This window comes from Sphingomonas sp. FG14, assembly GCF_057809675.1.
Genome location: NZ_JBMDKK010000001.1, coordinates 1,375,540 through 1,396,743, shown reverse-complemented (window position 1 = coordinate 1,396,743; position 21,204 = coordinate 1,375,540). Strand labels below are relative to the sequence as shown.

17 protein-coding genes are annotated in these 21,204 nt (G+C 64.4%); 7 read left to right on the top strand and 10 right to left on the bottom strand.

Features of this window, described 5'->3' with window-relative positions; all coding sequences use genetic code 11:
* Positions 1-161: 161 nt before the first annotated feature.
* From ACODTA_RS06630 to ACODTA_RS06620, 3 genes are all read right to left on the bottom strand, one after another.
* Complete coding sequence (locus ACODTA_RS06630) at positions 162-2,165, bottom strand: serine hydrolase domain-containing protein (protein WP_489065020.1); 2,004 nt, start codon at positions 2,163-2,165, stop codon at positions 162-164.
* 252 nt (positions 2,166-2,417) lie between these two features.
* On the bottom strand, positions 2,418-3,119 hold the full coding sequence (locus ACODTA_RS06625) for a helix-turn-helix domain-containing protein (protein ID WP_489065019.1): 702 nt from the start codon (positions 3,117-3,119) through the stop codon (positions 2,418-2,420).
* A 102-nt stretch (positions 3,120-3,221) separates the two neighbouring features.
* Positions 3,222-3,686 (bottom strand): MliC family protein, encoded by a 465-nt coding sequence (locus ACODTA_RS06620; RefSeq protein ID WP_489065018.1) that lies wholly within the window; start codon positions 3,684-3,686, stop codon positions 3,222-3,224.
* Between the two features lie 170 nt (positions 3,687-3,856).
* Here ACODTA_RS06620 and ACODTA_RS06615 point away from each other — a divergent pair, with 170 nt between their 5' ends.
* Positions 3,857-4,549, top strand: coding sequence for a GntR family transcriptional regulator (locus ACODTA_RS06615; RefSeq protein WP_489065017.1), 693 nt, complete (start codon positions 3,857-3,859; stop codon positions 4,547-4,549).
* Positions 4,550-4,567: 18 nt separating this feature from the next.
* On the opposite strand, the gene ACODTA_RS06610 is transcribed toward ACODTA_RS06615, so the two are convergent.
* Positions 4,568-6,583 carry a M13-type metalloendopeptidase gene (locus tag ACODTA_RS06610; protein ID WP_489065016.1) on the bottom strand — a complete coding sequence of 672 codons (2,016 nt, stop codon included), beginning with the start codon at positions 6,581-6,583 and terminating at the stop codon, positions 4,568-4,570.
* A gap of 247 nt (positions 6,584-6,830) precedes the next feature.
* Here ACODTA_RS06610 and ACODTA_RS06605 point away from each other — a divergent pair, with 247 nt between their 5' ends.
* Both ACODTA_RS06605 and ACODTA_RS06600 read left to right on the top strand, forming a co-directional pair.
* Positions 6,831-9,611 carry a TonB-dependent receptor domain-containing protein gene (locus ACODTA_RS06605; RefSeq protein WP_489065015.1) on the top strand — a complete coding sequence of 927 codons (2,781 nt, stop codon included), beginning with the start codon at positions 6,831-6,833 and terminating at the stop codon, positions 9,609-9,611.
* Positions 9,612-9,824: 213 nt separating this feature from the next.
* Positions 9,825-11,780: a serine hydrolase domain-containing protein gene (locus ACODTA_RS06600; protein ID WP_489065014.1), complete on the top strand. Its 1,956-nt coding sequence runs from the start codon at positions 9,825-9,827 to the stop codon at positions 11,778-11,780.
* A gap of 122 nt (positions 11,781-11,902) precedes the next feature.
* On the opposite strand, the gene ACODTA_RS06595 is transcribed toward ACODTA_RS06600, so the two are convergent.
* Positions 11,903-12,250, bottom strand: a complete 348-nt coding sequence (locus tag ACODTA_RS06595; protein WP_489065013.1) for a hypothetical protein — start codon at positions 12,248-12,250, stop codon at positions 11,903-11,905.
* On the opposite strand from ACODTA_RS06595, the gene ACODTA_RS06590 reads away from it, so the two are divergent.
* The 3 genes from ACODTA_RS06590 to ACODTA_RS06580 all read left to right on the top strand — a co-directional run bounded on the left by ACODTA_RS06590 (position 12,249) and on the right by ACODTA_RS06580 (position 13,715).
* Positions 12,249-12,563 carry a hypothetical protein gene (locus ACODTA_RS06590; protein WP_489065012.1) on the top strand — a complete coding sequence of 105 codons (315 nt, stop codon included), beginning with the start codon at positions 12,249-12,251 and terminating at the stop codon, positions 12,561-12,563. The two genes, ACODTA_RS06595 and ACODTA_RS06590, sit on opposite strands and share 2 nt — an antisense overlap.
* Before the next feature lie 138 nt (positions 12,564-12,701).
* Positions 12,702-13,082 carry a hypothetical protein gene (locus ACODTA_RS06585; RefSeq protein WP_489065011.1) on the top strand — a complete coding sequence of 127 codons (381 nt, stop codon included), beginning with the start codon at positions 12,702-12,704 and terminating at the stop codon, positions 13,080-13,082.
* A gap of 135 nt (positions 13,083-13,217) precedes the next feature.
* Positions 13,218-13,715 carry an FKBP-type peptidyl-prolyl cis-trans isomerase gene (locus ACODTA_RS06580; protein ID WP_489065010.1) on the top strand — a complete coding sequence of 166 codons (498 nt, stop codon included), beginning with the start codon at positions 13,218-13,220 and terminating at the stop codon, positions 13,713-13,715.
* Between the two features lie 46 nt (positions 13,716-13,761).
* Here ACODTA_RS06580 and ACODTA_RS06575 read toward each other — a convergent pair whose 3' ends face one another.
* The 3 genes from ACODTA_RS06575 to ACODTA_RS06565 are packed head-to-tail and all read right to left on the bottom strand — an operon-like array spanning position 13,762 to position 18,278.
* The gene (locus ACODTA_RS06575) at positions 13,762-14,499 is read right to left on the bottom strand and encodes a VOC family protein (RefSeq protein ID WP_489065009.1); all 738 of its coding nucleotides are present in this window, start codon (positions 14,497-14,499) and stop codon (positions 13,762-13,764) included.
* Between the two features lie 11 nt (positions 14,500-14,510).
* Positions 14,511-15,980, bottom strand: a complete 1,470-nt coding sequence (locus ACODTA_RS06570) for an amidohydrolase (RefSeq protein ID WP_489065008.1) — start codon at positions 15,978-15,980, stop codon at positions 14,511-14,513.
* 6 nt (positions 15,981-15,986) lie between these two features.
* Positions 15,987-18,278, bottom strand: coding sequence for a TonB-dependent receptor (locus tag ACODTA_RS06565; protein ID WP_489065007.1), 2,292 nt, complete (start codon positions 18,276-18,278; stop codon positions 15,987-15,989).
* A 308-nt stretch (positions 18,279-18,586) separates the two neighbouring features.
* Between ACODTA_RS06565 and ACODTA_RS06560 the strand changes: the two genes are divergently transcribed.
* Positions 18,587-19,054: a GNAT family N-acetyltransferase gene (locus ACODTA_RS06560; RefSeq protein WP_489065005.1), complete on the top strand. Its 468-nt coding sequence runs from the start codon at positions 18,587-18,589 to the stop codon at positions 19,052-19,054.
* 105 nt (positions 19,055-19,159) lie between these two features.
* On the opposite strand, the gene ACODTA_RS06555 is transcribed toward ACODTA_RS06560, so the two are convergent.
* The gene (locus ACODTA_RS06555) at positions 19,160-19,702 is read right to left on the bottom strand and encodes a putative immunity protein (RefSeq protein WP_489065004.1); all 543 of its coding nucleotides are present in this window, start codon (positions 19,700-19,702) and stop codon (positions 19,160-19,162) included.
* A gap of 215 nt (positions 19,703-19,917) precedes the next feature.
* Complete coding sequence (locus ACODTA_RS06550) at positions 19,918-21,189, bottom strand: MFS transporter (protein WP_489065003.1); 1,272 nt, start codon at positions 21,187-21,189, stop codon at positions 19,918-19,920.
* Between the last annotated feature and the right edge of the window lie 15 nt (positions 21,190-21,204).

Here is a 21,204-nt window from a genome sequence, read left to right as displayed (position 1 = left end):
GGCAGGGGCCGGATAGGCAGTCCGGATCGGTGCCGAAACCGGAAATTGCTCCAGAATGGAGGCGATCGACGCGGCATGCCCTGAAAGAAATCGCCCCGCCGATCGCCCGGCTGTGCGCCGGAACGATCGACGGGGCATTGCCCGCCCCCGCGGGTGTCTCGTCAATAGTTGGTGTTGAAGCTGATCAGCCCGCCCATCGTGGCGAACCACAGGAAACCGAGCAGCGCTGCGGCGACGAGGACGGCGCGGGTTTTGTCGCCCCAACCGCGATCGGAACGCGCGGTGAGCCACAGGTTCCACAGTCCGATCGCGGCGCCGGCGATCGGCACGATGCCCGCGAACTGGAGCGTGCGCAGCCAGCCGTCGAGCCCGCTATTATAGACGTCGAGCCGGGTTTCGAGCAGCGGCGACAGCACCGTGTACCAGCAGGCGAGATAGGCGAGGTCGGCGCCCGCCGCCACGCGCGTCAGCCGTTGCGCCAGCGCAGGCCGGCCGGTTACGGTGGCGGGCAACTGGTGCTTGCGGCGCAGCCAGGCGGCGACCGGCCACAGGATCAGCGTCGCCAGAAGTGTCAGCAGCGACAGTACGATGATCATGGTGTTGAGCATGGCGTTGCGCAGGAACGGCGCCTTCTGCATCACCGATGTCGGGTTGGTGCTGTCGGCGATCGTCAGCCGCCCGCCGGTCTGGCTCACCAGCAATTGGCGGGTGCCGCCGATCTCGCGCCACAAATTGGGAGCGACTTCGCGGAACTTCTTGTCCTCGACCGACGCCAGGCTGATCGTGCCGTCTTCGTTGGCGGTCACCTGGTCCTGCTGGATCAGGTAGAACAGGCTGATAAAGCCTGATTCCACGCGGCGTGAGCTTTCGTAACGCCCGGCCAGCGTCTGCGCATCCTTGGCGGCGGAGGCGATGGCGGGCGGATCCTTTTGCTCGGACGCCGGATAGTAGCGATCCATGAACATGTCGAACAGGCGCTCGCGCGCGCCATAGACCGCGCCATTCTCGCCGCGGCTGTTGAAGCTGACGAAGATGCCGACATTCTTTTCGGGCAGCAGGTTCATGTCGGTGTGGAAGACGATGGTGTCGCCGCCATGGCCGATGAAGAGCTGGCCGTTGCGATGGCCGCGGAAAAAGCCGTGCGCCATGGTGTCGAAACCATCGGGCAGCTTGATCGTGGACGTATGCATCAACTGCGCGGTTTCTGGCTTCAGGATCTGCGTGTCGCCGAAACGGCCATTCTGCAGATGCGCGATCATGAAATTGGCCATGTCCGCACCAGTCGCGCTCACGCTGCCGGCGGGCGCGGTGGTGATGAGCTCGAACTTGTCGGGCGCGCGGTTGCTCTGCGTATAGCCCTTGGACGCGTCACCCGCGAGACTGGCGGGCAGCGGCTGGCGGAAGCTGGTATGCGCCATCTGGAGCGGGCCCAGGATATTGCGCTCGACATAATCGTCGAACGGCATGCCCGATACGCGCTGGACGATATAGCCGGCGAGCGAGGTGCCATAGTTGGAATAGGCCGGCACTTCCCCGGCGGGGAAGAGCATCGGGCGCTGGTTCTCCTTGAGATAGGCCTCGTTGGTCTTGAGCCGCTTGGGATCGGTCTCCAGAACGTCCTTCAGCCCTTCCTCGAAGCCGCCGCGATGCGTCATCAGGTCGTTCATCGTGATCGCGCGGTTGCCGCGCGGGGTGATCTTGAAGTCCAGATACTTGTTGACGTCGGCGTTCAGATCGATCTTGCCCTGTTCGACAAGCTGCATCACCGCCGTCCAGGTGAAGAGCTTGGATGTCGATCCGATGCGCATGGTCGTGCGATCGGGATCCATCGGCTTCTTGGTCGCCATGTCGGCATAACCATAGCCTTTCTTGGCGATGATCTGCCCGTCCTTGACGACGACGACGGTCGCGCCCGCGATCTTGCCCTGCTTGAGCGCGGCCGGGATATTGCCGTCGAGCCAGGCGCCGACGTCGGCGGCGGTCAGCTCAGGCGTGCCCGTGGGGAGCTGGACCGGCGAAGCCGGCGCGGTCGCCGCCGGCGCGCTCAGGGCTGGCGCGGCCGCGCTGGGCGTCGGCGCCACGGCCGGCACCGTCTGCTGCGAGACGGCCGGCCATGCCGCGACGGCGGCCGCCAGCAACCCTCCCAGGATCAAACCTCTTCTCATCAAAAACTCCTCCCCATTCCCAATGTGCCCGGTGATCCGGACCATCCGGCGCCACGGCCGGAAACGCCTCCGCCGGATGCGGAAACTGTCCGGCGCGCGACATCGCACGAGTCGCCCGCGCGGTGTCACCTGGTGTTATAGATGTGTGACACACCTGATCGGGACGTTCAATCACGATTATTTCATATATTAAAAATCATAATCCTGATGAGGGAAAAATGGCCGGAATCGCAATCCGTAAAGTCGGACCTGTCAGCGCCTTGCCGGCCGGGACGGCACAGGCCGTGGCGCCAGCGCGGTGCGGGAAAGTTCCATGACGACGGGATCGCCCTGCAGCACGCGCATCGCGCGCGAATGCGCTTCGGTGCCGACGGCATGTTCGTGCTGCGCCGGTTCGAGATGGGAATAGATGCACAGCAAGCGCGCCGGTCCATCATGGCTGATGTAGCGATGCTTGAGCGCGGCGTCGAAATAGGCGCTGTCGCCGGCCGCGAGCACGACGGGCTCATAGCCTTCGCAATGCATCTCGACCTTGCCGTCGATCACGAAGACGAATTCCTCGCCGCCATGTTTCTCGGCATCGGAGCCGTCGCCCTTGGCGTTCACTTCGACCAGACAAGGGTAATAATGTTTGTTAGCGATCTCGGTCGCCAGGAAATGATGGAGATTGCCGCCGAAATCGACGGTGGGCGCAGCGCCCCGGCGATTGACGACGCGCCGTCCGTTCTTGCTGATCTGCGGTTCGACGGGGGTGAAGAGGTCGCTGATCGGTACCGCCAGCCCCTCGGCAAGCTGCATGAGCTTTCGGTGCGTTAGTGTCGTCTGGCCGTTCTCGACTTTCCACAGCATCGACGCGGACAGGCCGGCGCGGCGCGCGGTCTCCGCGATCGACCATCCTCGACGGGCGCGCAACCTTTTCAGACATTCGCTCAGCACCGACGTCTGGTCGTTCATTATGTTTCTTGTTCCTTCCAGCCAATTGCAGCCCATATGACAGGTAGGCCGGCGCATTTCGCGTTGCAATATTGTAGCGCTGCGCCTTCAGCTTATCGACTGTCAGCCCTTGCCGGTGCAGGTCGCGATCATGGTTTCGGCGGCGGTTTCTGGCGCGCCAGCCTTTCCTTCGAAAAGCGTGCCGTCATTGCCCTTGTTCCACCATATCAGCGTCTTGCCCGGCGCACGGCCCTTTTCCGTGACGTAGCGCGCGCCTGATGCAGAGCGCGCTATCGTCATGTCGTAGCTGGCACCGTCAATCGATACGCGCGCCTTGGGCGTTTCCGCGTCGCCATTGTCGTAGACAACCGAAACCGTCATCGCCGGCTTGCAATCATAGGTCGCGGTGATTGTCGCCGGCATTTCGCCTGTTGTCGCGGCCGCGTCGTCTGATGTTTCCGTGACATTCGTGCTGTTCGTACCGGCTTCGGTTGAATTGTCGGTGGTCGCGGGTGCGTGTGCCTTGTCGCACGCTGGCAGGGCGGCGGTCAGCGCGATCGCGACGATTGTCGTGGCGAGTTTCGACATGTCCTTCTCCTTCGCGATCGGTCTCCGCGGATGTCGTCTGCCAGATTAGCGCTTGGCGTGGGACGCGGGCAACCGCGACGATCCCCTTTGGTCCCGGTTTCCGGTCGAAGCGACCGCATTTGATTTGTCCATTCGTGACTGTAGTGTCTGAACGGGGAGGCGGGATCAGGATGACGAGCGAAAGTGAGGGGCTGGCCGAGAGGGATACGCTCGAGGTCTACGACCGGATCATGGACGCGATCGTGACGCAGCGCCTTCCGCCCGGCCAGAAAGTGTCCGAGAATATCCTGACGCGCATGTTCGATATCAGCCGCACCGCCGCGCGCAACGCGATGGAGCAGATGACCGCGCAGCAATTCATGGTCTCGCCTTCGCCAAGGATCACGCGCATCGGATCACTGACGCTGAAGGATGTGAAGGAGAATTTCACGATCCGGAAGATGGTGGAGCCCAGCATTCTCTCGATGATCTCGCCCCAGATCGAAGAAGCTGAGTTCAAGCGCAAGAATGACGCGATCTTCCACGACGGACCGATCACCACCGATGCGGACGCATTGCGGATCCTGAAGGCCAATCGCGATTTCAACGTCTACATCGCACAGCAGACACAGTATCCGCTGCTTATAAGCTGGATCCGGCAGCTCGAGGAAACCACGATGCGGATCTACTGGATCTACATCAAGCTCACCGGATCCATGCCCTTTCCCTGGGAACAGCATCGGAGCCTGCTCGATCTGGTGAAGGAGAACCAGACCGATGAAATCCGCCGCCATGCGGTAATGATGATCACCGCGTGCGAGGACCGGCTGCTCAACGCCATCTTCACGCATGGCAAACTCAACGAGCACAGCCTGAACTTTTAGAAGTGTGAACGCGCCCGCTCACCAGAGCCGGACGCGCTCGTTTGGCGGAAGAAAAAGCGCATCGCCCGGGCCGATGGCGAATGCGTCGTACCAGGCGTCCAGATTGCGCACCACGCCGTTCACGCGGTAGGGGGCAGGCACATGATAGCTGTTGGCGACGATATGACGGATCGCATCGTCGGGCGCCTTGTAGCACCAGGTTTTCGCCCAGTTCGTGAAGAAGGTGCGCAGCGCCGCCCGCTCGTCGGGGGCGCTGCCGGGGTGATCCGCGCGATAAAGCTGCCAGGCGCGGAGCGCCAGCGATACCCCCGACAGGTCCGCGATATTCTCGCCCAATGTGCGGCGCCCGTCGAGCTTCAGGCCGGGCAGTGGTGCGAATCCCTCATATTGGTCGACCAGTCGTTCGGCGCGTTCCGCGAATGCGGCCTGCGCCGCCGGCGACATCCAGTCGCGCAGCATCCCCTTGCTGTCGTAGAGCAGGCCCTGATCATCGAACCCGTGCCCCATCTCATGGCCGACGATCGCGCCGATCGCGCCGAAATTGGCGGCGGGATGGCGATCGGCGTCGAAGAAGGGGGGCTGAAGGATTGCGGCCGGAACCTCGATCGTGTTGAGCAATACGCTATAGCTGGCGTTGACGAATTGCGGGGCCTGGTACCAGGCTTCGTCGCCACCGCTGGTCAGGCGCGTCAGTTGCTGTGTCCAGCCGTGTCGCAATAATGTGTCGAGATTTCCAACCGCATCCCCGTTGCTGAGCGCGGGGCCGTCCCAGCCGGGCCATGTTCGGGGATAGCCGGCTTTGAGCCCCATCGCGTCAAGCTTGGCCAGGGCTTCGGTCTTCGATCCGGTATCCAGCCAGCTTGCCGCGCGCAGTCTTTCTCTCATCGCGCGTTTGAGATAGCCGAGCATGGCGGTCATTTCGCCGCGCGTTCGTTCCGCGACATGCGCCTCCACATAGAGTCGACCCAACTCCATAGGCATGCGGCGCGTCAGGAAGCGGATCGCTTCGGTCTCGCGTGCGGGCGTCGGCGGCTCGCGTCCGCTCGGTATCAGGGAGAGCCGGTGCTGCGCCGCGCGGATCGATGCTGGCAGCACCGCGGCGGCGTTGCGGATCCGGCTGAACGCCAGCCAACTGCGCCATCCGTCCAGCGGCGTTTCAGCGAAGAACCGTGACATGGCCGCTACTGCACCGTCGGTGCCGAGATTCAGGCGTGCGATCCCTTCCAGTCCGCGCGCACGCAGCATCGCGCGCCATGGCAGGCCGGGGGCGAACGTCTCAAGCTCCGCAACCGTCATGATATGCAGGTTGGCGCGGCGATCGCGCAGCCGCTCCAGCGGCCATTGCCGCGCGACCAACCCCGTCTCGATCGTCAATATGTCCGCTGCGCGCTTTGCCCCGTCTTCGACGCCGGCGAGCTTGAGCAAGGTCGCGATACCGCCGGCATAGGCATGGCGCATGGCGATCGAAGGCGCATCCATGGAGGAATAGGCCGAGGCCGGCAGCCCCAGGAAGGGCTGTTCGTGATTCTGCGTGTCCAGATGAGCGATCCACTCGCCCTGTGCGGGGAAGACGTTGAAGGCGAACGGCGAGGGTGAGCGTGGATCGGCCATCAGCACGGCAAGCGCATCGTGCGTGGGCGCTGCAAGGATCGGAGCGAGGCTTTTACGCAGCGCTTGCAGGCTGCCACGCTCGATCCCGGCTTCGTCGAGCAGTGAGCGCCAGACGGTGACCACCCGTTCTTCTTCCGGCGATCTGGGCGCCGCATGTTGCGCGGCCGCCCTGACAAGCGCCGCAATCTGTTCCGCGACCCGTGCGCTTAATGCATCGAACTGGCCCAGGTCCCATTTGCCCGGCGGAATGACCATGGCATCGATCGCCGCAGCGTTGACATGAAGGTAGAAATCATCTCCCGGCGCAGGGCGGGCGGTGACGATGCCCGTCCACGCCGTTGCCGGGCTGAAGGTGAGGCTGGTCGATAGGGCCCCTAGCCCCAGCAGGGCATCTCGGCGTGTCGAAAGCGTTGCATCTGCCATTATTTCCGCATCCATCAGCGCATCTGCGATGTTTGACTACAGATGTAATCATAAAGTGGCAATGGAAACTCGGAGCTAAAGGGCATGAGCGGCGACATCCGGAATCAGCTCTAAAAGGGCCGGATCGGAAATTAATGCTGCCAAAATTTCAAATAAGGCTGCTTTAATCCCGATTATAAATGTACTATCGCACGCATCGGCGCCCCGACAATGCGAATGAACGCGCCGGGGCAAAGAGGGGATTACCATGTCTTTCACGCGTAATTTGAAGAGCTTGGCTGGTGTCGCACTCTGGGTGATGGCGGTTCCCGCCCTTGCGCAGACGGCCCCTGCGGACCAATCGCCGGCCCAAGCGGCTGATGCCCCCGACGGCGTTGACGCGGCCGAGGATGAAGGCCTGATCACGATCACCGGATCGCGCATCAAGGGCAATTTCGAGGCGCCCACGCCCGTCCTCGCGATCGGCACCGAACTGATCGACCAGCGCGGCACGACCAACATCGCCAATGTGCTGAACGAAATCCCGGCCTTCACAGGCACGCTCACCCCGGCTTCGACCAACCTGAACAGCCGCCAGAACGGCGTGAACGTGGTCGACCTGCGTGGCCTGGGCACCAATCGCAACCTGGTGCTGATCAACGGCCGCCGCGCCACGCCCTTCGACGAATTCGAGAATGTCGATCTGAACGTCGTTCCCTCGCTCGCGATCCAGCGCGTCGATGTGGTGACCGGCGGCGCATCGGCCGCTTACGGTTCGGACGCAGTCTCCGGCGTGATCAACCTGATCTATGACGAGCGGCTGGAAGGACTGAAGCTCAATGCGCAATATGGCATTTCCGACAAGGGCGATGCCGACAATCTGCGCCTCTCCGCCGCATGGGGCGGCGCGTTCGCCGGCGGCCGCGGGCACTTCCTGCTCGCCGCCGATTATGACGACAACAAAGGCATTCCCAAGGCGTCCGCGCGCAAATGGCAGCGCCGCAGCCCGGCGATCGTCACCAACGCCGCCGATACCGGCCCCAATGACGGCAAGCCCGCTTATGTGTTCCGCGACAATGCGGTGCTCTATCTGGGCAGCCCCAATGGCGTGACGATCGGCCTGGGCCTGCCCAACGACAATCTGGAATTCTTCCCCGATGGCACGGCGCGTCCGCGCGCGCTGGGCGATATCGGCGGATCGCTGATGATCGGCGGCAGCGGATCGCGGCTGGCGGACCAGACCGCGCTGGTGGTGCCCACGCAGCGCTTCAACGTGCTCGGCGCGGTCAATTACGACGTGGCCGACGGCGTGAACCTGTTCGCGGAGGCGAGCTTCGCGCGTTCCAAGTCGCGCGGCGCGCTCGTCAACGCCTTCACCTTCGGCGATGTGACGATCACGCCCGACAATCCCTATCTGCCCGCCAATGTCGCGGCGATGGGCGCGCCGGTGGTGCTGTTCCGCACTTTCGAGGAATTCCCGCCGATCACCTCCGCTTCGCTGACCGAGAGCATGCGCTTCGTCGGCGGGCTGAAGGGCAGCATCGGTTCGAAATGGAACTGGGAAGTCTCCGGCCAGTATGGCCGCACCGATTTCAGCAACAAGCAATATAACAACATGATCGTGAACAACCTGATCCGCGCGGCGGATGCGGTGAAGGTGGGCAACACGATCTCGTGCCGCGTCAACGTGAATGCCGATCCGACGGACAATGACCCGGCCTGCGTGCCGATCAACCTGTTTGGCAAGGGTTCGCCCAGCCAGGCGGCGATCGATTACATCACCGAAACCGGCATCTCCAACACACGCATCGAGCAATCGGTGTTCGCGGCTGAAATCGGCGGCGAGCTGTTCAACGGCTGGGCAGGGCCGATCCTTGCGACCGTGGGCGGCGAGCATCGCAGCCAGAAGCTGCACCGCACCGTCAACGCGCCCAACGCGAACGAGGAGTTCCTGATCGTCAACGCGCAGCCGCTCGACGGCAAGTATGACGTGACCGAAGGCTTCGCCGAAATCGCGGTGCCGCTGCTCGACGGCGCGCAGAAGCTCGATTTCAACGGCGCCGCGCGCTACACCCATTATTCGACGATGGGCAATGTGGTGACGTGGAAGGCCGGTCTGACGTTCGAGCCGGTAAGCTTCCTGCGCTTCCGTGGCACGATCTCGCGCGACATCCGCGCGCCCAGCATCGGTGAATCCTTCGTGGAGACGGTGCTGCTGTTCACCAACCTCAGCAACCCGTTCGTGGGTGGCACCAGCACCTCGCTCGTCAAGGTGCCGCTGGCGGGAAATCCCAACCTGAAGGAAGAACGCGCGCTGACCAAGACGTTCGGCGCCGTGCTGACGGCGGGCAGCTTCCGCGCCTCGCTCGACTGGTGGGATATCAATCTGAAGGGCGCGATCGGTTCGCTGGCGCCGCAGGATATCGTCAATCGCTGCTATGCCGGCGAACAGGATATCTGCTCGCTGATCACCTTCGGCCCAGGCCAGACGCTGGAGGAAGTGAAGCAGCAGAACCTGAACCTGGGCACCTACAAGCTGCAGGGCCTGGATTTCGAGGCGCGTTATGGCATGGAACTGGGTGCCGGCAGGCTGAACCTGGGCGCCGTCGCCAGCTATCTGATCCACAAGAAGATCGCACCCTCGGGTGGCGTGCCGCTTGACGTGGCGGGCGAAGTGGGCGGGCGCAACGCTGGCGGCATGCCCGATTTCAAGGCGACGCTCTCGGCCAATTACGAGACCGATCGCTGGGGCACCTTCCTGCAGGCGCGCTACATCAATGGCGGTGTTTACGACGTGACCTTCGGTCCCGAAGACCTGTCCAAGGAAGACAACAACATCGGCGCGGTCGTCTATGTCGACATGTCGGTGAAGTACAAGCTGGACGGCCTGGTCGGCAAGAACGCCGAAATCTATGCCGGCGTCGACAATCTGTTCGATCGCAAGCCGCCGATCGCACCGGTCGACTTCATCTCCAACTCCGCGACCAACGCGTCGATCTACGACGTGATCGGCCGCAAATTCTACGTCGGCGTTCGCGCGAACTTCTGACGATCGACAATGGAGAACGCCGGTGGCGGCGGACGTGCTTCGGCACGGCCGCTCCGCCGGCCTTCTCATGTCCGCGTCCCGCCGACGCGCATTGACATTTCTCTGATTAAGACGATTATTTCCTATCAGGCCATATTTGGTGGGTGGGTGAGTTTCGACTCGGCCTAGCCTTGGCGTTGTGGTCGGTTTCAACGATCGATTGAGAGGTTCGCCGTGAAATTCGCGCTCGCTTTGGCACTGATGTGCCTGCCCATGCCCTTGCTCGCCCAGGCACCCGCCGGATCGGATACGCCGAGCAAGACAGCGTCCGGGATGAGCTACACGCAACCGCGCGACTGGGTCGCGACGGTGAAGGGGCCGGTGACGGTCCTCTCCGCGCCCGAAGCCAATTTGAATATCGCCGTGGTCGAAGTCGGGAGCGCGGCGGATGCGCAGGCGGCTGTCACCAGGGCATGGTCGCTTTACAAGCCGGAAGTGGCGCGCGCGGTCCGACTGGTGAGTCCGGTCGCGCGCGGCGATGGCTGGGACGAGCGCGTCGGCATTTCCTACGAAACTTCACCCAGCGAACGCGCCGTCGCCTCGGCGCTGGCATTGCGCAAGGGCACGGCGTGGACCGTGATGATCTCGGACGGTGCGGAATCGACGGCGAACAAGCGTTCCGCCGCCCTGTCGATCGTTCAGGCCAGCCTGCGACCCGCCGGCTATGCGCCGGAGAGTTTCGCCGGAAAAACGGCGCATCGGCTGACGCCCGATCGTATCCAGGCGCTGCGCGATTTCGTCGCGGCATCTGCGAAGCAGCTTGAAGTGCCCGGCGTCGGTATCGCGCTGATCGATCAGGGCAAGGTCGTCTGGGAGGGCGGCGTCGGCGTGCGGCAACTGGGCTCGACCGAGCCGGTGGATGCGCACACCAAGTTCATGGTCGCATCGAACACCAAGGGCATGGCGACGTTGCTGCTTTCGGTCCTCGCCGACGAAGGCAAGCTGCGTTGGGACCAGCATGTCACCGATCTCTATCCGTCGTTCCGCCTGGGCAGCGATGAAGTGACCAAGTCGGTGTTCGTCCGCCATCTGGTGTGTGCCTGCACCGGCCTGCCGCGCAAGGATTACGCATTCATCCTGGCCGATGCCGGCGCCCCCGCATCGGATACGTTCCGGCAGCTCGCCGAGACCCAGCCGACCAGCAAGTTCGGCGAGCTTTTCCAGTATAATAATCTGATGGCGTCGGCCGCCGGTTATCTGGGCGGCAGTCTCGCTTATCCGAAGATGGAGCTGGGCGCGGCCTTCGACAAGGCGATGCAGACGCGCATCTTCGGCCCGCTCGGCATGCGCGATACGACCTTCGACAATGCCGCTGCTGAAAAGGGTGACTGGGCGCGGCCCCATGGCCTGGATGTCGACGGCCGGATGGTCGAGATTCCCAACACCTTCAATCACCTGATCGTGCCCCATCGCCCTGCGGGTGGCGCCTGGTCGAGCGCCGCGGACATGGCCCGTTATGCACAGCTTGAACTGTCCAAGGGGTTGACGCCCGATGGCAAGCGGATCGTGAGCGAGGCCAACCTGCTCGAACGCCGCAAGCATGGCGTGTCGATCGGCGAGAATGGCTGGTACGGCATGGGACTGATGGAGCGCATCGTCTCCGGCGTGACCGTCGTCACCCATGGCGGCACGTTGCAGGGCTATCACAGCAGCTTTTTCGTGCTGCCGGATGCGGGGATCGGTGCGGTCATCCTGACCAATGCCGATCCTGGCGCCTCGATGATCGCTCCGTTCCTCCGTCGCCTGCTCGAAGTGGTCTATGACGGCGAGCCCGAGGCGGCGGGCGACGTCGCTTCCGTCGCCGCGCGCATCAAGGCCCAGGCCCAGGCGCGGCGTGCGAAGCTGACCGTGCCCGGCGATCCCGCGGTGCTGGCGGGGCTCGCCGCGAACTATCGCAGCCAGATCGACGGCAAGATCGCCTTCAGCGATCGGGGCGGCACGAAATGGATGAAGGCGGGCTTCATCGAAGGGCCGGTGGCGACACGCAAGAATGCCGACGGCACAGTCTCGATTGTCTCGGCCGGCGGCGGCGCGATCGGCGTAGACGCGGTGATCGGCACCAAGGATGGCGCACGCACGCTCACCGTGCGGGATAGTCAGCATGAATATGTGTATACGGAGGTGCGCTGAAACCGCGCATCGCCGTCCTGCTGGCGTTCGCGTTCGAATTTCTCGGCGCCTGGCCGCTGGGATATCCGGACGCGCCGCACTGGATAATCTGACCGCGAGCGGCTGAAAAACGGCGTGTGCTGTCAGGACGGCGCGCATCGTCCGGGATCCGCCGAAGCGGTGCGACAAGCCTTGATGGCGGCCACCAGCGAAGCGCGTAATGCGACGCGGCGCACATCCCATTGAGCCACCAGTTCATCTGCATCAATCGGCGGGTCCTGACGCATCCGTTCTGCGCGGAAGGCGTTCTGGGCTTCCATATTCTCCTGGTAGCAGAGCTGGAGCGCCGTCTCGGCGATGCGTTCGGGGCTGTCGCCCACCTGCTTCGCCGCCAGGCCGAGCGCATGGCCGATGGCGCATTGTCGCAGCGCTTCCGGGAGATCGGACGCCGGCTCGGCGCAGGCGGGCAAGGGCACGACGGAGATGAGCATGGCGGCGGCAATGAGCGCAATTGGGAATCGTTTCGGCATGGGCATCCTCGGTTCTGGACTCTGCCATGCTATCAGGGTGATCGAGACCCGAGGCTATTCCCGAGTGGGTCTTGAATATGCTCGAATATCGTGTGGATACGCGCCGGCGGTCAATCTTGGCTATGGGCCTTCTTGCAATTATTCGCCGCTTCACGGTGAAGACGGTGCGGCGGATACGTCGGGATTGACGGATGCCGAACGCAGGATGCTCCGCTCCGTCGCCGAACATGGCATGCGCCGCTCGTTCCTGTCGCGTATCTCGCGGTTGGATTAGCGCGGCCTTGATCATCGCGGCGACGTGCCCTCTTGGGAATATCAGTTCCTGGTAGCGGTCGTCGTTGTGTAGAACGCACAGATATTCGTCCGTGAATCCTTCGAATAGGCAGGCAAAGATCGGCACGATCAAGTCGATATGGAAATCGGCGGGGATATAAGATCTGCCTGCGATTTCGATCTCGCAGATGTCGGGGCGATTGCAGATGATGTCCAGTATATCTTCGGTCAGTGCCCTTCGGTCACATGTCGCGATACTTGCGATCAGCCTGGTATCCGGACGCGCGCGATCGAGCAGAACGAACGCCACATCGTCGGCATAGGCAAAGTCGTTGTCGTAGGGAATCGACTTGCCGGCCAGATGGAGTGTCAAGCGGATTTCACGGAATGGACCGTTCGGTGCCGCTTCGAGCGCGATCTCGAAACCAAGCCCGTTCGTATCGCCGATCTGCATGATCATTGCGTGACGATAGTTCGAATATGCACCATCGTCCAATTCGGCGGGTTTCAGGTTCAATGAACTGTCATTGCCTATCACGTGCCGACAGCCTACCGGCCACCAACGCCCGCACGCGTCATGTGCGGACTTCGCGCGTTCGCGCATCATGTTCGATGTCGGCTCGGCGCGGCGCGACGGCAAAAAAGGGAGGTTATGATGGGTTTCGCACGGATCGCGCCGGTGGTGGCAATTTTGCTGGCCTGCGCCGCGCCGGTGGCCGCGCAACCTGCTCAGCCCGCGGGGCCGAGCCAGGATGCTGCCTATCACAACCGACAGATGCTTTATCTGCTGACCTTGCCGGCATTGGAAGGCTGGCGGGCGACGGCGAGCGGCATCCGCTATCGCCGGGTGAAGGGTGACGGATCGGGCCCGCGCCCGACCGTCGCCGACGTGGTGACGATCCATTATGCCGGACGGCTGATCGACGGCGCCGAATTCGACAGCTCGATCGCGCGCGGTGAACCCGCGACCTTTCCGCTGCGGGGCTTGATCCGTGGCTGGCAGGAAGGTGTGCCCTTGATGAGCGTCGGCGACACATTCGAATTCGCGATCCCGCAGAACCTGGCTTATGGCCCGATCGGGCGCGGCCCGATTCCCGGCGGCGCGACCCTGGTCTTCACCATCGAATTGCTGGGCATCGTCGGGTCGGAATGAGGACAGGCCGGTCGATGGCGCGGCGCGCATCGACCGGCGTTTTGCATCAGGTGAGCCAGACCTTGCCCGCCGGCGTGTTGAGCTGGAGGTGGATCGCGTGCCTTGCCGCGCGCACGACGGGCGTGTCGATGCCCAGGCCACGGAACACCTCCGCCAGTTGATCCGCTTGCGGATGGGCGACAACGAAAGACGCGATCGTAGCGCCCTTGGGCGAGCTCTCCGACGGATGCGGCTTGGAGGCCAGCCAGTCGATGAAGAAGGGCAGGGTGTCGTCGAACGGCGTGCCCGCCACGTTGAGCAATTCCCAATTCACCGCGCCGCCGTCGGGGCGCACGCGGCCCATCGCGCGCGGGCCGGTGAAGCTGTGGCCATGCGCGGTGATCGCCGCGCGCAGTTTCTCGAAGCGGTCCGTGGCGCGCAGCGCATAGCTGACGATCCGGGGCTTGCCGTCGCCGATCGCGTCGCCCCAGCGCCCACCGCCGCCCGCGCGCGCCGGCGAGAATATCTCGAAATAGGATCCGCCGCCAAAGCTCAGCAGCGCATTATGCGGCTGTTCGCGGCCCGGCGCCTTGCCACCGGAAACCGGCTCGATCCCGGTGAGATCGGTGATCTGGCGGACGGCGGCATCCAGATCCGGCACCGCCCAGACGATATGATCGAGGGCGAGGCCGGTCTTCGCCGGCGCGCGCTTCGCGGCACTGGCGAGCGATGCGCCGCCCAGCAGGCTGGCGCCCAGGCCGATCCCGGCGAGGCGGGACAGGTCGCGGCGTGAAAAGTCGTGCATTGTGAAGCTCCTTATCGATCGGTGTAGTCGAGCGCCGGCTTGCGATCACCGGCGAGCGAGACGTATTTGAAGCCGGGCCCCCGGCGCTGTTCGAACTCGGCTCTGGCGGCCGTGATCGCGTCGGGCGCCAGGAAAAGCTCGGCGGCGGTCAGCGCCATCGTCTTGGCGGCGACGAGCGCGCCTTTTTCGCCGATCGGGGTGCCGCTGGTCGCTGCCGCCTGCCAGCTATGCGGTGATGTGCCGCGCACGAAGGTGGCGGTGGAAAGCGATGCGGTCGGCGTCACCCAGCTTACGTCGCCGACATCGGAGGATGCCGATCCCTTGCGCTCTGGACCGAGCGGCTCGATCGCCGAAGGGTCGCTCTCGCTGATCCCGCGATCGGGATAGGTGGTCAGGATCTGTTTCGCGAACGCCGCGTCCGCCGGCGTATAGGCATAGCCGCCGACGCGCGTGAGCGCGCGGTGGACGATGCGGTTGAGCGTCAGATTGGGGAGCGTGTCGTATGCACCCGAGATCAGCTCGACCTTGACGCTGGTGCCTGTCGCGAGCGCCGCGCCCTCCGCCGCCTTCTGGATACGGCCCCAGATGTCCTTGACCACAGCCGCATCGTGATGGCGGACGAAATAGAAGCTCTCCGCGCTGGCCGGGACGATATTGGGCTGGCCGCCGCCATTGGCGATCACATATTGGATGCGCGCGTCCGACGGTACATGTTCGCGCAGGAAATTGGCAGCGACGTTCATCACCTCCACGCCGTCGAGAGCGGAGCGCCCGCGTTCCGGCGCGGCGGCGGCATGCGATGCCACACCCTGGAAGCGAAACTTGCCGGAGATCATCGCGAGCGAACGCCCGGGCGTCGCGCCATTCCGGTCGCCCGGATGCCAGGTCAGGGTCAGGTCGACATCCTTGAAATAGCCGTCGCGGACCAGATAGACCTTGGAGAAGCCACCTTCCTCGGCGGGGGTGCCATAGAGCCGGATGGTGCCCGGCACCTTGTTCCTTTCCAGCCAGCCCTTGATCGCGATCGCTGCCGTCACCGATGCCGCGCCCAGCAGGTTATGCCCGCAGGCCTGACCCGCGACCTGACCCGCGATCGGGCTTTCATGCGGCACGGCGGCCTGGGCGAGACCGGGCAACGCGTCATATTCGGCCAGTAGCGCGATGACGGGGCCGCCCGATCCCGCCTCCGCGATGAAGGCGGTGGGCATGCCGCCGGCGCCGGGCGTGATCCGGAAACCCGCCGCCTTCAGTTCCTGTTGCAGCCTTGCGCTGCTCTTCACTTCCTTGAAGCCGATTTCAGACAGGCCCCAGACCTCGCGTGACACGGCATTGAGGCGCGGTTCCAGGGCGGCGGCGATCGGCAGGATCGTTGCCGCGCGTTCCTGCGCCGCCGCGTCGGGCAGGGCGGGCGTGTCGGCGAGCGCAGGGCCGGCGGCGCTCGCCAGCAGCAGCGCCACGCCCAGTTTCGGTGCGAATGCCATGATTGCTCAGATCCCGAATTTCACATTGAGGCCGATGGTGCGTGGCGAGATCGTGGTGATCTGCTCGATCGTGCCGCCCAGCACGTTGCCCGCCGTCGTCCGTCCGCGAACGTCGAACAGGTTGGAGACGAACAGATAGGCGCCCCACTGATCGGTACCGACGCCCGCGCGTGCGCCGACGGCGGCATAATCGCCCAGCCGGCGATAGGCGGTGGAGGTCGGGCGGAAATCCGCGTAGGAACGGCCCACATAGTTGAGGTCGCCGCGCACCAGCGCCTTCAGCCCCCCGACATCCCATTCATACTGGCCGGCGACGGTGTAGCTGATGTTCGGCGTCTGCGGCACGCGATCGCCCTTGCGGCCGCTGGCGATAACGAGATCGTTGATCTGGTCGGTCGTGAGCTTGGCGGAGAGCAGGTTGATATTGGCTGAAACCTGGAGGCCGCGTGTCGGCACCGCTATGGCCTCCACCTCGACGCCCTTCACCCGCGCGTCGCCGGCATTGGTGAGGAAGGCGAAGGTGCCGCTGGTGCCGCTGACCTGCAGGTTCTTCCAGTCGGTGATGTAACCGGTGACGTTGAACAGGAACTGGCCGTTCAGCAGCGTCGCCTTCGCGCCCGTCTCATATGTCCAGAGCTTGTCCGATTCATAGGGTGTGAACGAACTGGGCAGGCCGAGGACCTGGTTGGCGCCGCCGGGACGGAAGCCCGAGGCCGCCTGCGCATAGACGAGCAGCCTGGGCGATGCCTGCCAGGCGATATTGGCCTTGTAGAGCAGGCCGTCTTCGCGGGTTTCACGCACCGTCCAGGGCTGGACGGCGAAATTGATCAGGTCGAAGCCCTTCTGGGTGTCTCCCGCCACGACACGCTGATAGTCGTAATAGCGGATGCCACCGGTGACAGTGAGCCCGTCGAACGGCCGGAGCGAGACCTCACCGAACCCGGCGAGCTGGCGCAGGCGATCGCGTACCTGGCGGGTATAGACCAGGGGCTCGTTCTCGCGCAGGTCGCCATGCGCATCGACGAGCACGCCGTTCGATCCGACCCAGGAACTACGGCGCGACCAATAGGCGCCCACCGTCCAGCTCAGGAAACCGTCATCCTTGGATTGCAGGCGGACTTCGGCGGTGCCGTTCTTCATCGTCTGCGGCGAGACATAGGCGACCGGCGTGACGCTCGCGACATAGGCGTTGAAATCCTGGATGCCCTGCGGCGTCGCGCAGACCGCTGCGGTGAAGTGGCGGCGGCAGAAGGTCTGGTTGTTGGGGGCGCCCGCCAGCAGATAATAGGGATCGCGGATGAACAGGCTGTCCCGGTCCTGATATGCGCCGGTCAGCACGAGATCGGCAAAGCCGAGATCGGCCTTGGCAGTGCCGGTATAGAGCCGGTTCTTGTCGTGGAAATCCAGATTGACGCGGTTCGCGCCGACGAATTCGCCCAGCCCCGGCGCCCAGACCGGATTGGCGCCGGTCGCGTTATAATAATGGAAGCCCAGATCGAGTGTCAGCCAATCGGTCGGCTTGGCACGCAGCAGCAGGCGTACGCCCTCGGTCTCCTCGCGGTTCGTCTTTTCCTGGCCGAGCACGGGGTTGTCGATCCAGCCGGCATTATCGCGCCTGAAATAGACGGCCCGCACCGCCAGCCGATCACCGATGATCGGCACGTTGACCATCGCATTGGCCTGGTAATTCTCTCCGGCATGGCGCGTGGTCGAACCGACCAGATCGACGCCGGCCTCGAACCGGTCGCTCGGCTTGGCATAGATGATCCGGATGGTGCCGCCCATCGAACTGGCGCCATAAAGCGTACCTTGCGGCCCGCGCAGCACCTCCACGCGATTGACGTCGAACAATTGCAGATCACCCTGGTTGCCGCCGGAATCGCTGGTCGTGCCGGGCGCGCCGGCCAGCGGCGCCTCGTCATAATAGATCGCGACCTGCGGTTCGCCCGACGAGCGAATGCCGCGTAGCGAAACCCGGCGCTGGCCGGGGCCGGCATCGGTGACGACGAGGCCGGGGGCGATCTTGGTCAGATCGTTGAGACCAAAGACGGCCGCGTTTTCGAGCGTCGATCCAGTGATCGCCTGGATGCTCGCCGGGGTTTCCTGAAGCCGCGTCTCGCGCTTCTGCGCGGTCACGACAATGTCGGTATAGCCGCTGTCCTGACCGGCCGGATCGGCGGTTTCGCTGCCTGGATCTGCGTTCTCGGCGTCAATCCCGCTGGCGTTCGCAGGGGCTACCGCAAGTGCGATGGGTGATACGAAAAACAGGAGGTGAACGAATTTATTGTTTGTTTTCATGGTCTTGATTGCCTGACTTGGATTCGGGATATGTCTACCTAATCAATAGACATTATCGGTCAAGCGTACCGGTCGGCATGGTTCCGGAAAAATGGGCAACTATTTCTTCGCTCTGGAGAAGGGCGGCTATTGCGGTGTACGAGTCTGGCGGGGCTGGGAGGCGCGCATCCGAAAACCAATCCATGATCGGTATCGTGACAGCGAAAAGCCCGGCCGGCATGCGGCTGTCCCTCTTTCGCTTATTCGGTCGACGATATAGGCGGCCATGGTCGCATCGGAAGGTCGCGGCATGGTGCCTGGAGGAATGCGTGATCGTTGAAGCCGTTGCTGAGGATTATGCGGCATTGCTGGACGGTCGTGGGCCGCGCGACCTTGCGCTCGCCGATAGCGCGATCGCGCCCGACGTGGTGATCGGGATGCTGGCCGGGGTCGCCGCGCAGGTCCGCCAGACTTTCGCGCCCGCATCCTGGCTGATCGTCGCGGATGGCGAGGTGGCGGGGCTGTGCTCGATCACCCGGGTGCCTGAAGGCGGCGTCGTCGATATCGGCTATGGCGTCGCGCCCAGCCGCCAGCGGCGTGGGTTGGCGAGCGCCGCGATCGGCGAGATCGTCGTCTGGGCGCGGAGCAGGGCCGATGTGTCCGCGCTCACCGCCGAAACCGGCATCGACAATCTCGCATCGCAGGCGGTGCTGGAACGCAACGGCTTTGTTCGGAGCGGTGAGCGGGTGGACGAGGAGGATGGTCCGCTGATCTGCTGGCGTTGCGCGGTGGAATAGAGTGATTTTTTAGGCAGGTAACTCACCTGCCGGCTCGGAAATCACGGCAAACAAAAGAATATCTGGATTTTATCCGGTTCAGTCCGAACCGTATCAACTCCGGGTTCAGCCCGTTTCGTCCGGGCGGATCTCGCGAAGCCGGCCGTCCAGCAGGCGGAGCAATTCGCCAACCCGTCCGCCGCCGGGCGGTGCCGCCGGATAGCGGCGCAGCAATTGAACGAGCGCCGGGGATGCGCGTAGCGCCGCGCGTTCGATATGGTCGGCGCCGGCATCGGGATCGCCTGCCGCCAGTTCGGCCGCTCGCGCGGCATGCGCTGCCGCGCCCAGCATATGGCTGACCTGCGTGGACCTGGGCAGCGGATGGAGCCAGGCAGCGTAGGCGGCGGACATAGCCGATCTCGCGGCCTGCTCGGGCGCGCCGCCATCTGCGTCCTGCGCGGCCCGCATCGCCGCCCAGGCCGTGTCGCGCAACGCCTTCACGCGTTTGCCGCCCGCAGCGAAGACCAGCGCTGCGTCGATCGCCTCGCGCGGGCGCGGATCGCCCGGCCGCGCCTGTTCGAAGATCGCGAGCACAGCGCCGGCGCATGCCGCGGCATAAGCGGCGGCGGCGCGCAGATCCTCCACCTCCAGAACGAACGCCTCGGCCATGCCCTCACCCGACCCTCTTGTATCTCGACGGCTTCTGCACCGATCCGGCCGGATCGCAAAGGCGGCGGACGCATGATCGGCCTTCTAAATGGACTGGAAGGACATTCAGCTCGGCGTGATCGTCAATGGCGCGTCCGCACTCTCCAATGCCGGCGCAGCCGCGCACCATCGGCCTGGCGGTGGACCTGGCCTTCTGATTCAATATGGGGATGCGCTCATCCGCGCAGTGCCCGCCATGCCAGCGCGAAGCCGCCGAGCGCGACCGTGCTGGCGACGAGCAGGATCGTCGCCAGCACGGTCGCCAGCGCATGCGCACCGCCCGCGCTTTCTCCCAGCCAGCCGATCAGCACGGGCGTCAGCGCAAAGCTGATCAGCGCGGTCAGCGCGTTGGAGATGCCGAACCACAGGCCGCGCAGCTCGTTGGGAATGGCGAGCACGCCCACTGTGGCGCCGCCCAGCCCGGCGGCGGCGTGCGCCATCATCAGCAGCGCGAGCAGCGCGGCGGAAAGCGCGGGTGTCGCGGCGAGCGGAAACAGCGCGGCCGGGATCGCCACTGCCGCCGCCGCGACCGCGACAAGCATGGCTCCGCCGCCGCGCACGCGCAGCCGGTCTGCGGCCACGCCTGCGATCGCCGCGCCCAGCAGCGGCGGCACGAATGTCGCGCCGGCGGCCAGCCTGCCGCCAGAAGCCGGCGTCAGCCCGAAATCGCGGATGAAGACGGAAACCGACCAGACCGATGCCGCATTGTTGGCGGCGATCATCGCGATCTGCGCGATCAGCAGCGGCCATAGCAGCGCGCCCATTCGCATCAGCGTGGACCAGCCCTCGCTAAATCCCGCGCCCGCCGCCGCACCGCATTCGTGTCGTGCCGGCTCGCGCAGCCACAACAGTGGAATGGCGGCCAGCAGGCCGAGCAGGCCGAAGCCGATCTGGATAGCGCGCCAACCGCCATCACTGCTCCACATCACGTCCGTCAATGGCATTAGCCAGCCCGCCAGCGCGAAGCCCAGCGCCGATCCGCCATATTCGCCGATCACGATCATGATATTGGCACGGCCGCGCCGTTCGGGCGGAAACAGATCCGCGACAAGCGAGATCACCACGGTCTCCTGAAGCAGCCCCAGCCCCGCGAGTGCGCGTGCGGCGAACAGGGTTTCGAACGAGGTAGAGAATCCCGTCGCCAACGATCCGAGCATGGTCAGTAGCGCGAGCATGATCAGGATATGGATGCGGTTGCGCGTATCGATCAGCCGGCCGAGCCCGATCGCGAGCAGCGCGGAGGGGATCGACATCGCGGCGCCCTGAACCAGCCCGATCTGGACATCGTCGAGCGACAGATCGCCTTTGGCCAGATCCTGGAGCGGATTGAACAGCGATCGCGCAGTCCAGGCCGATGCCAGCACCGTGCAGAGTATCACTAGCCGGACCACCGCGTCGGCGGGCCATTGCGCTTCGCCGATGGACGGGGCAGGGGGCGAACAGGCCATTGAGACTGACTAGTC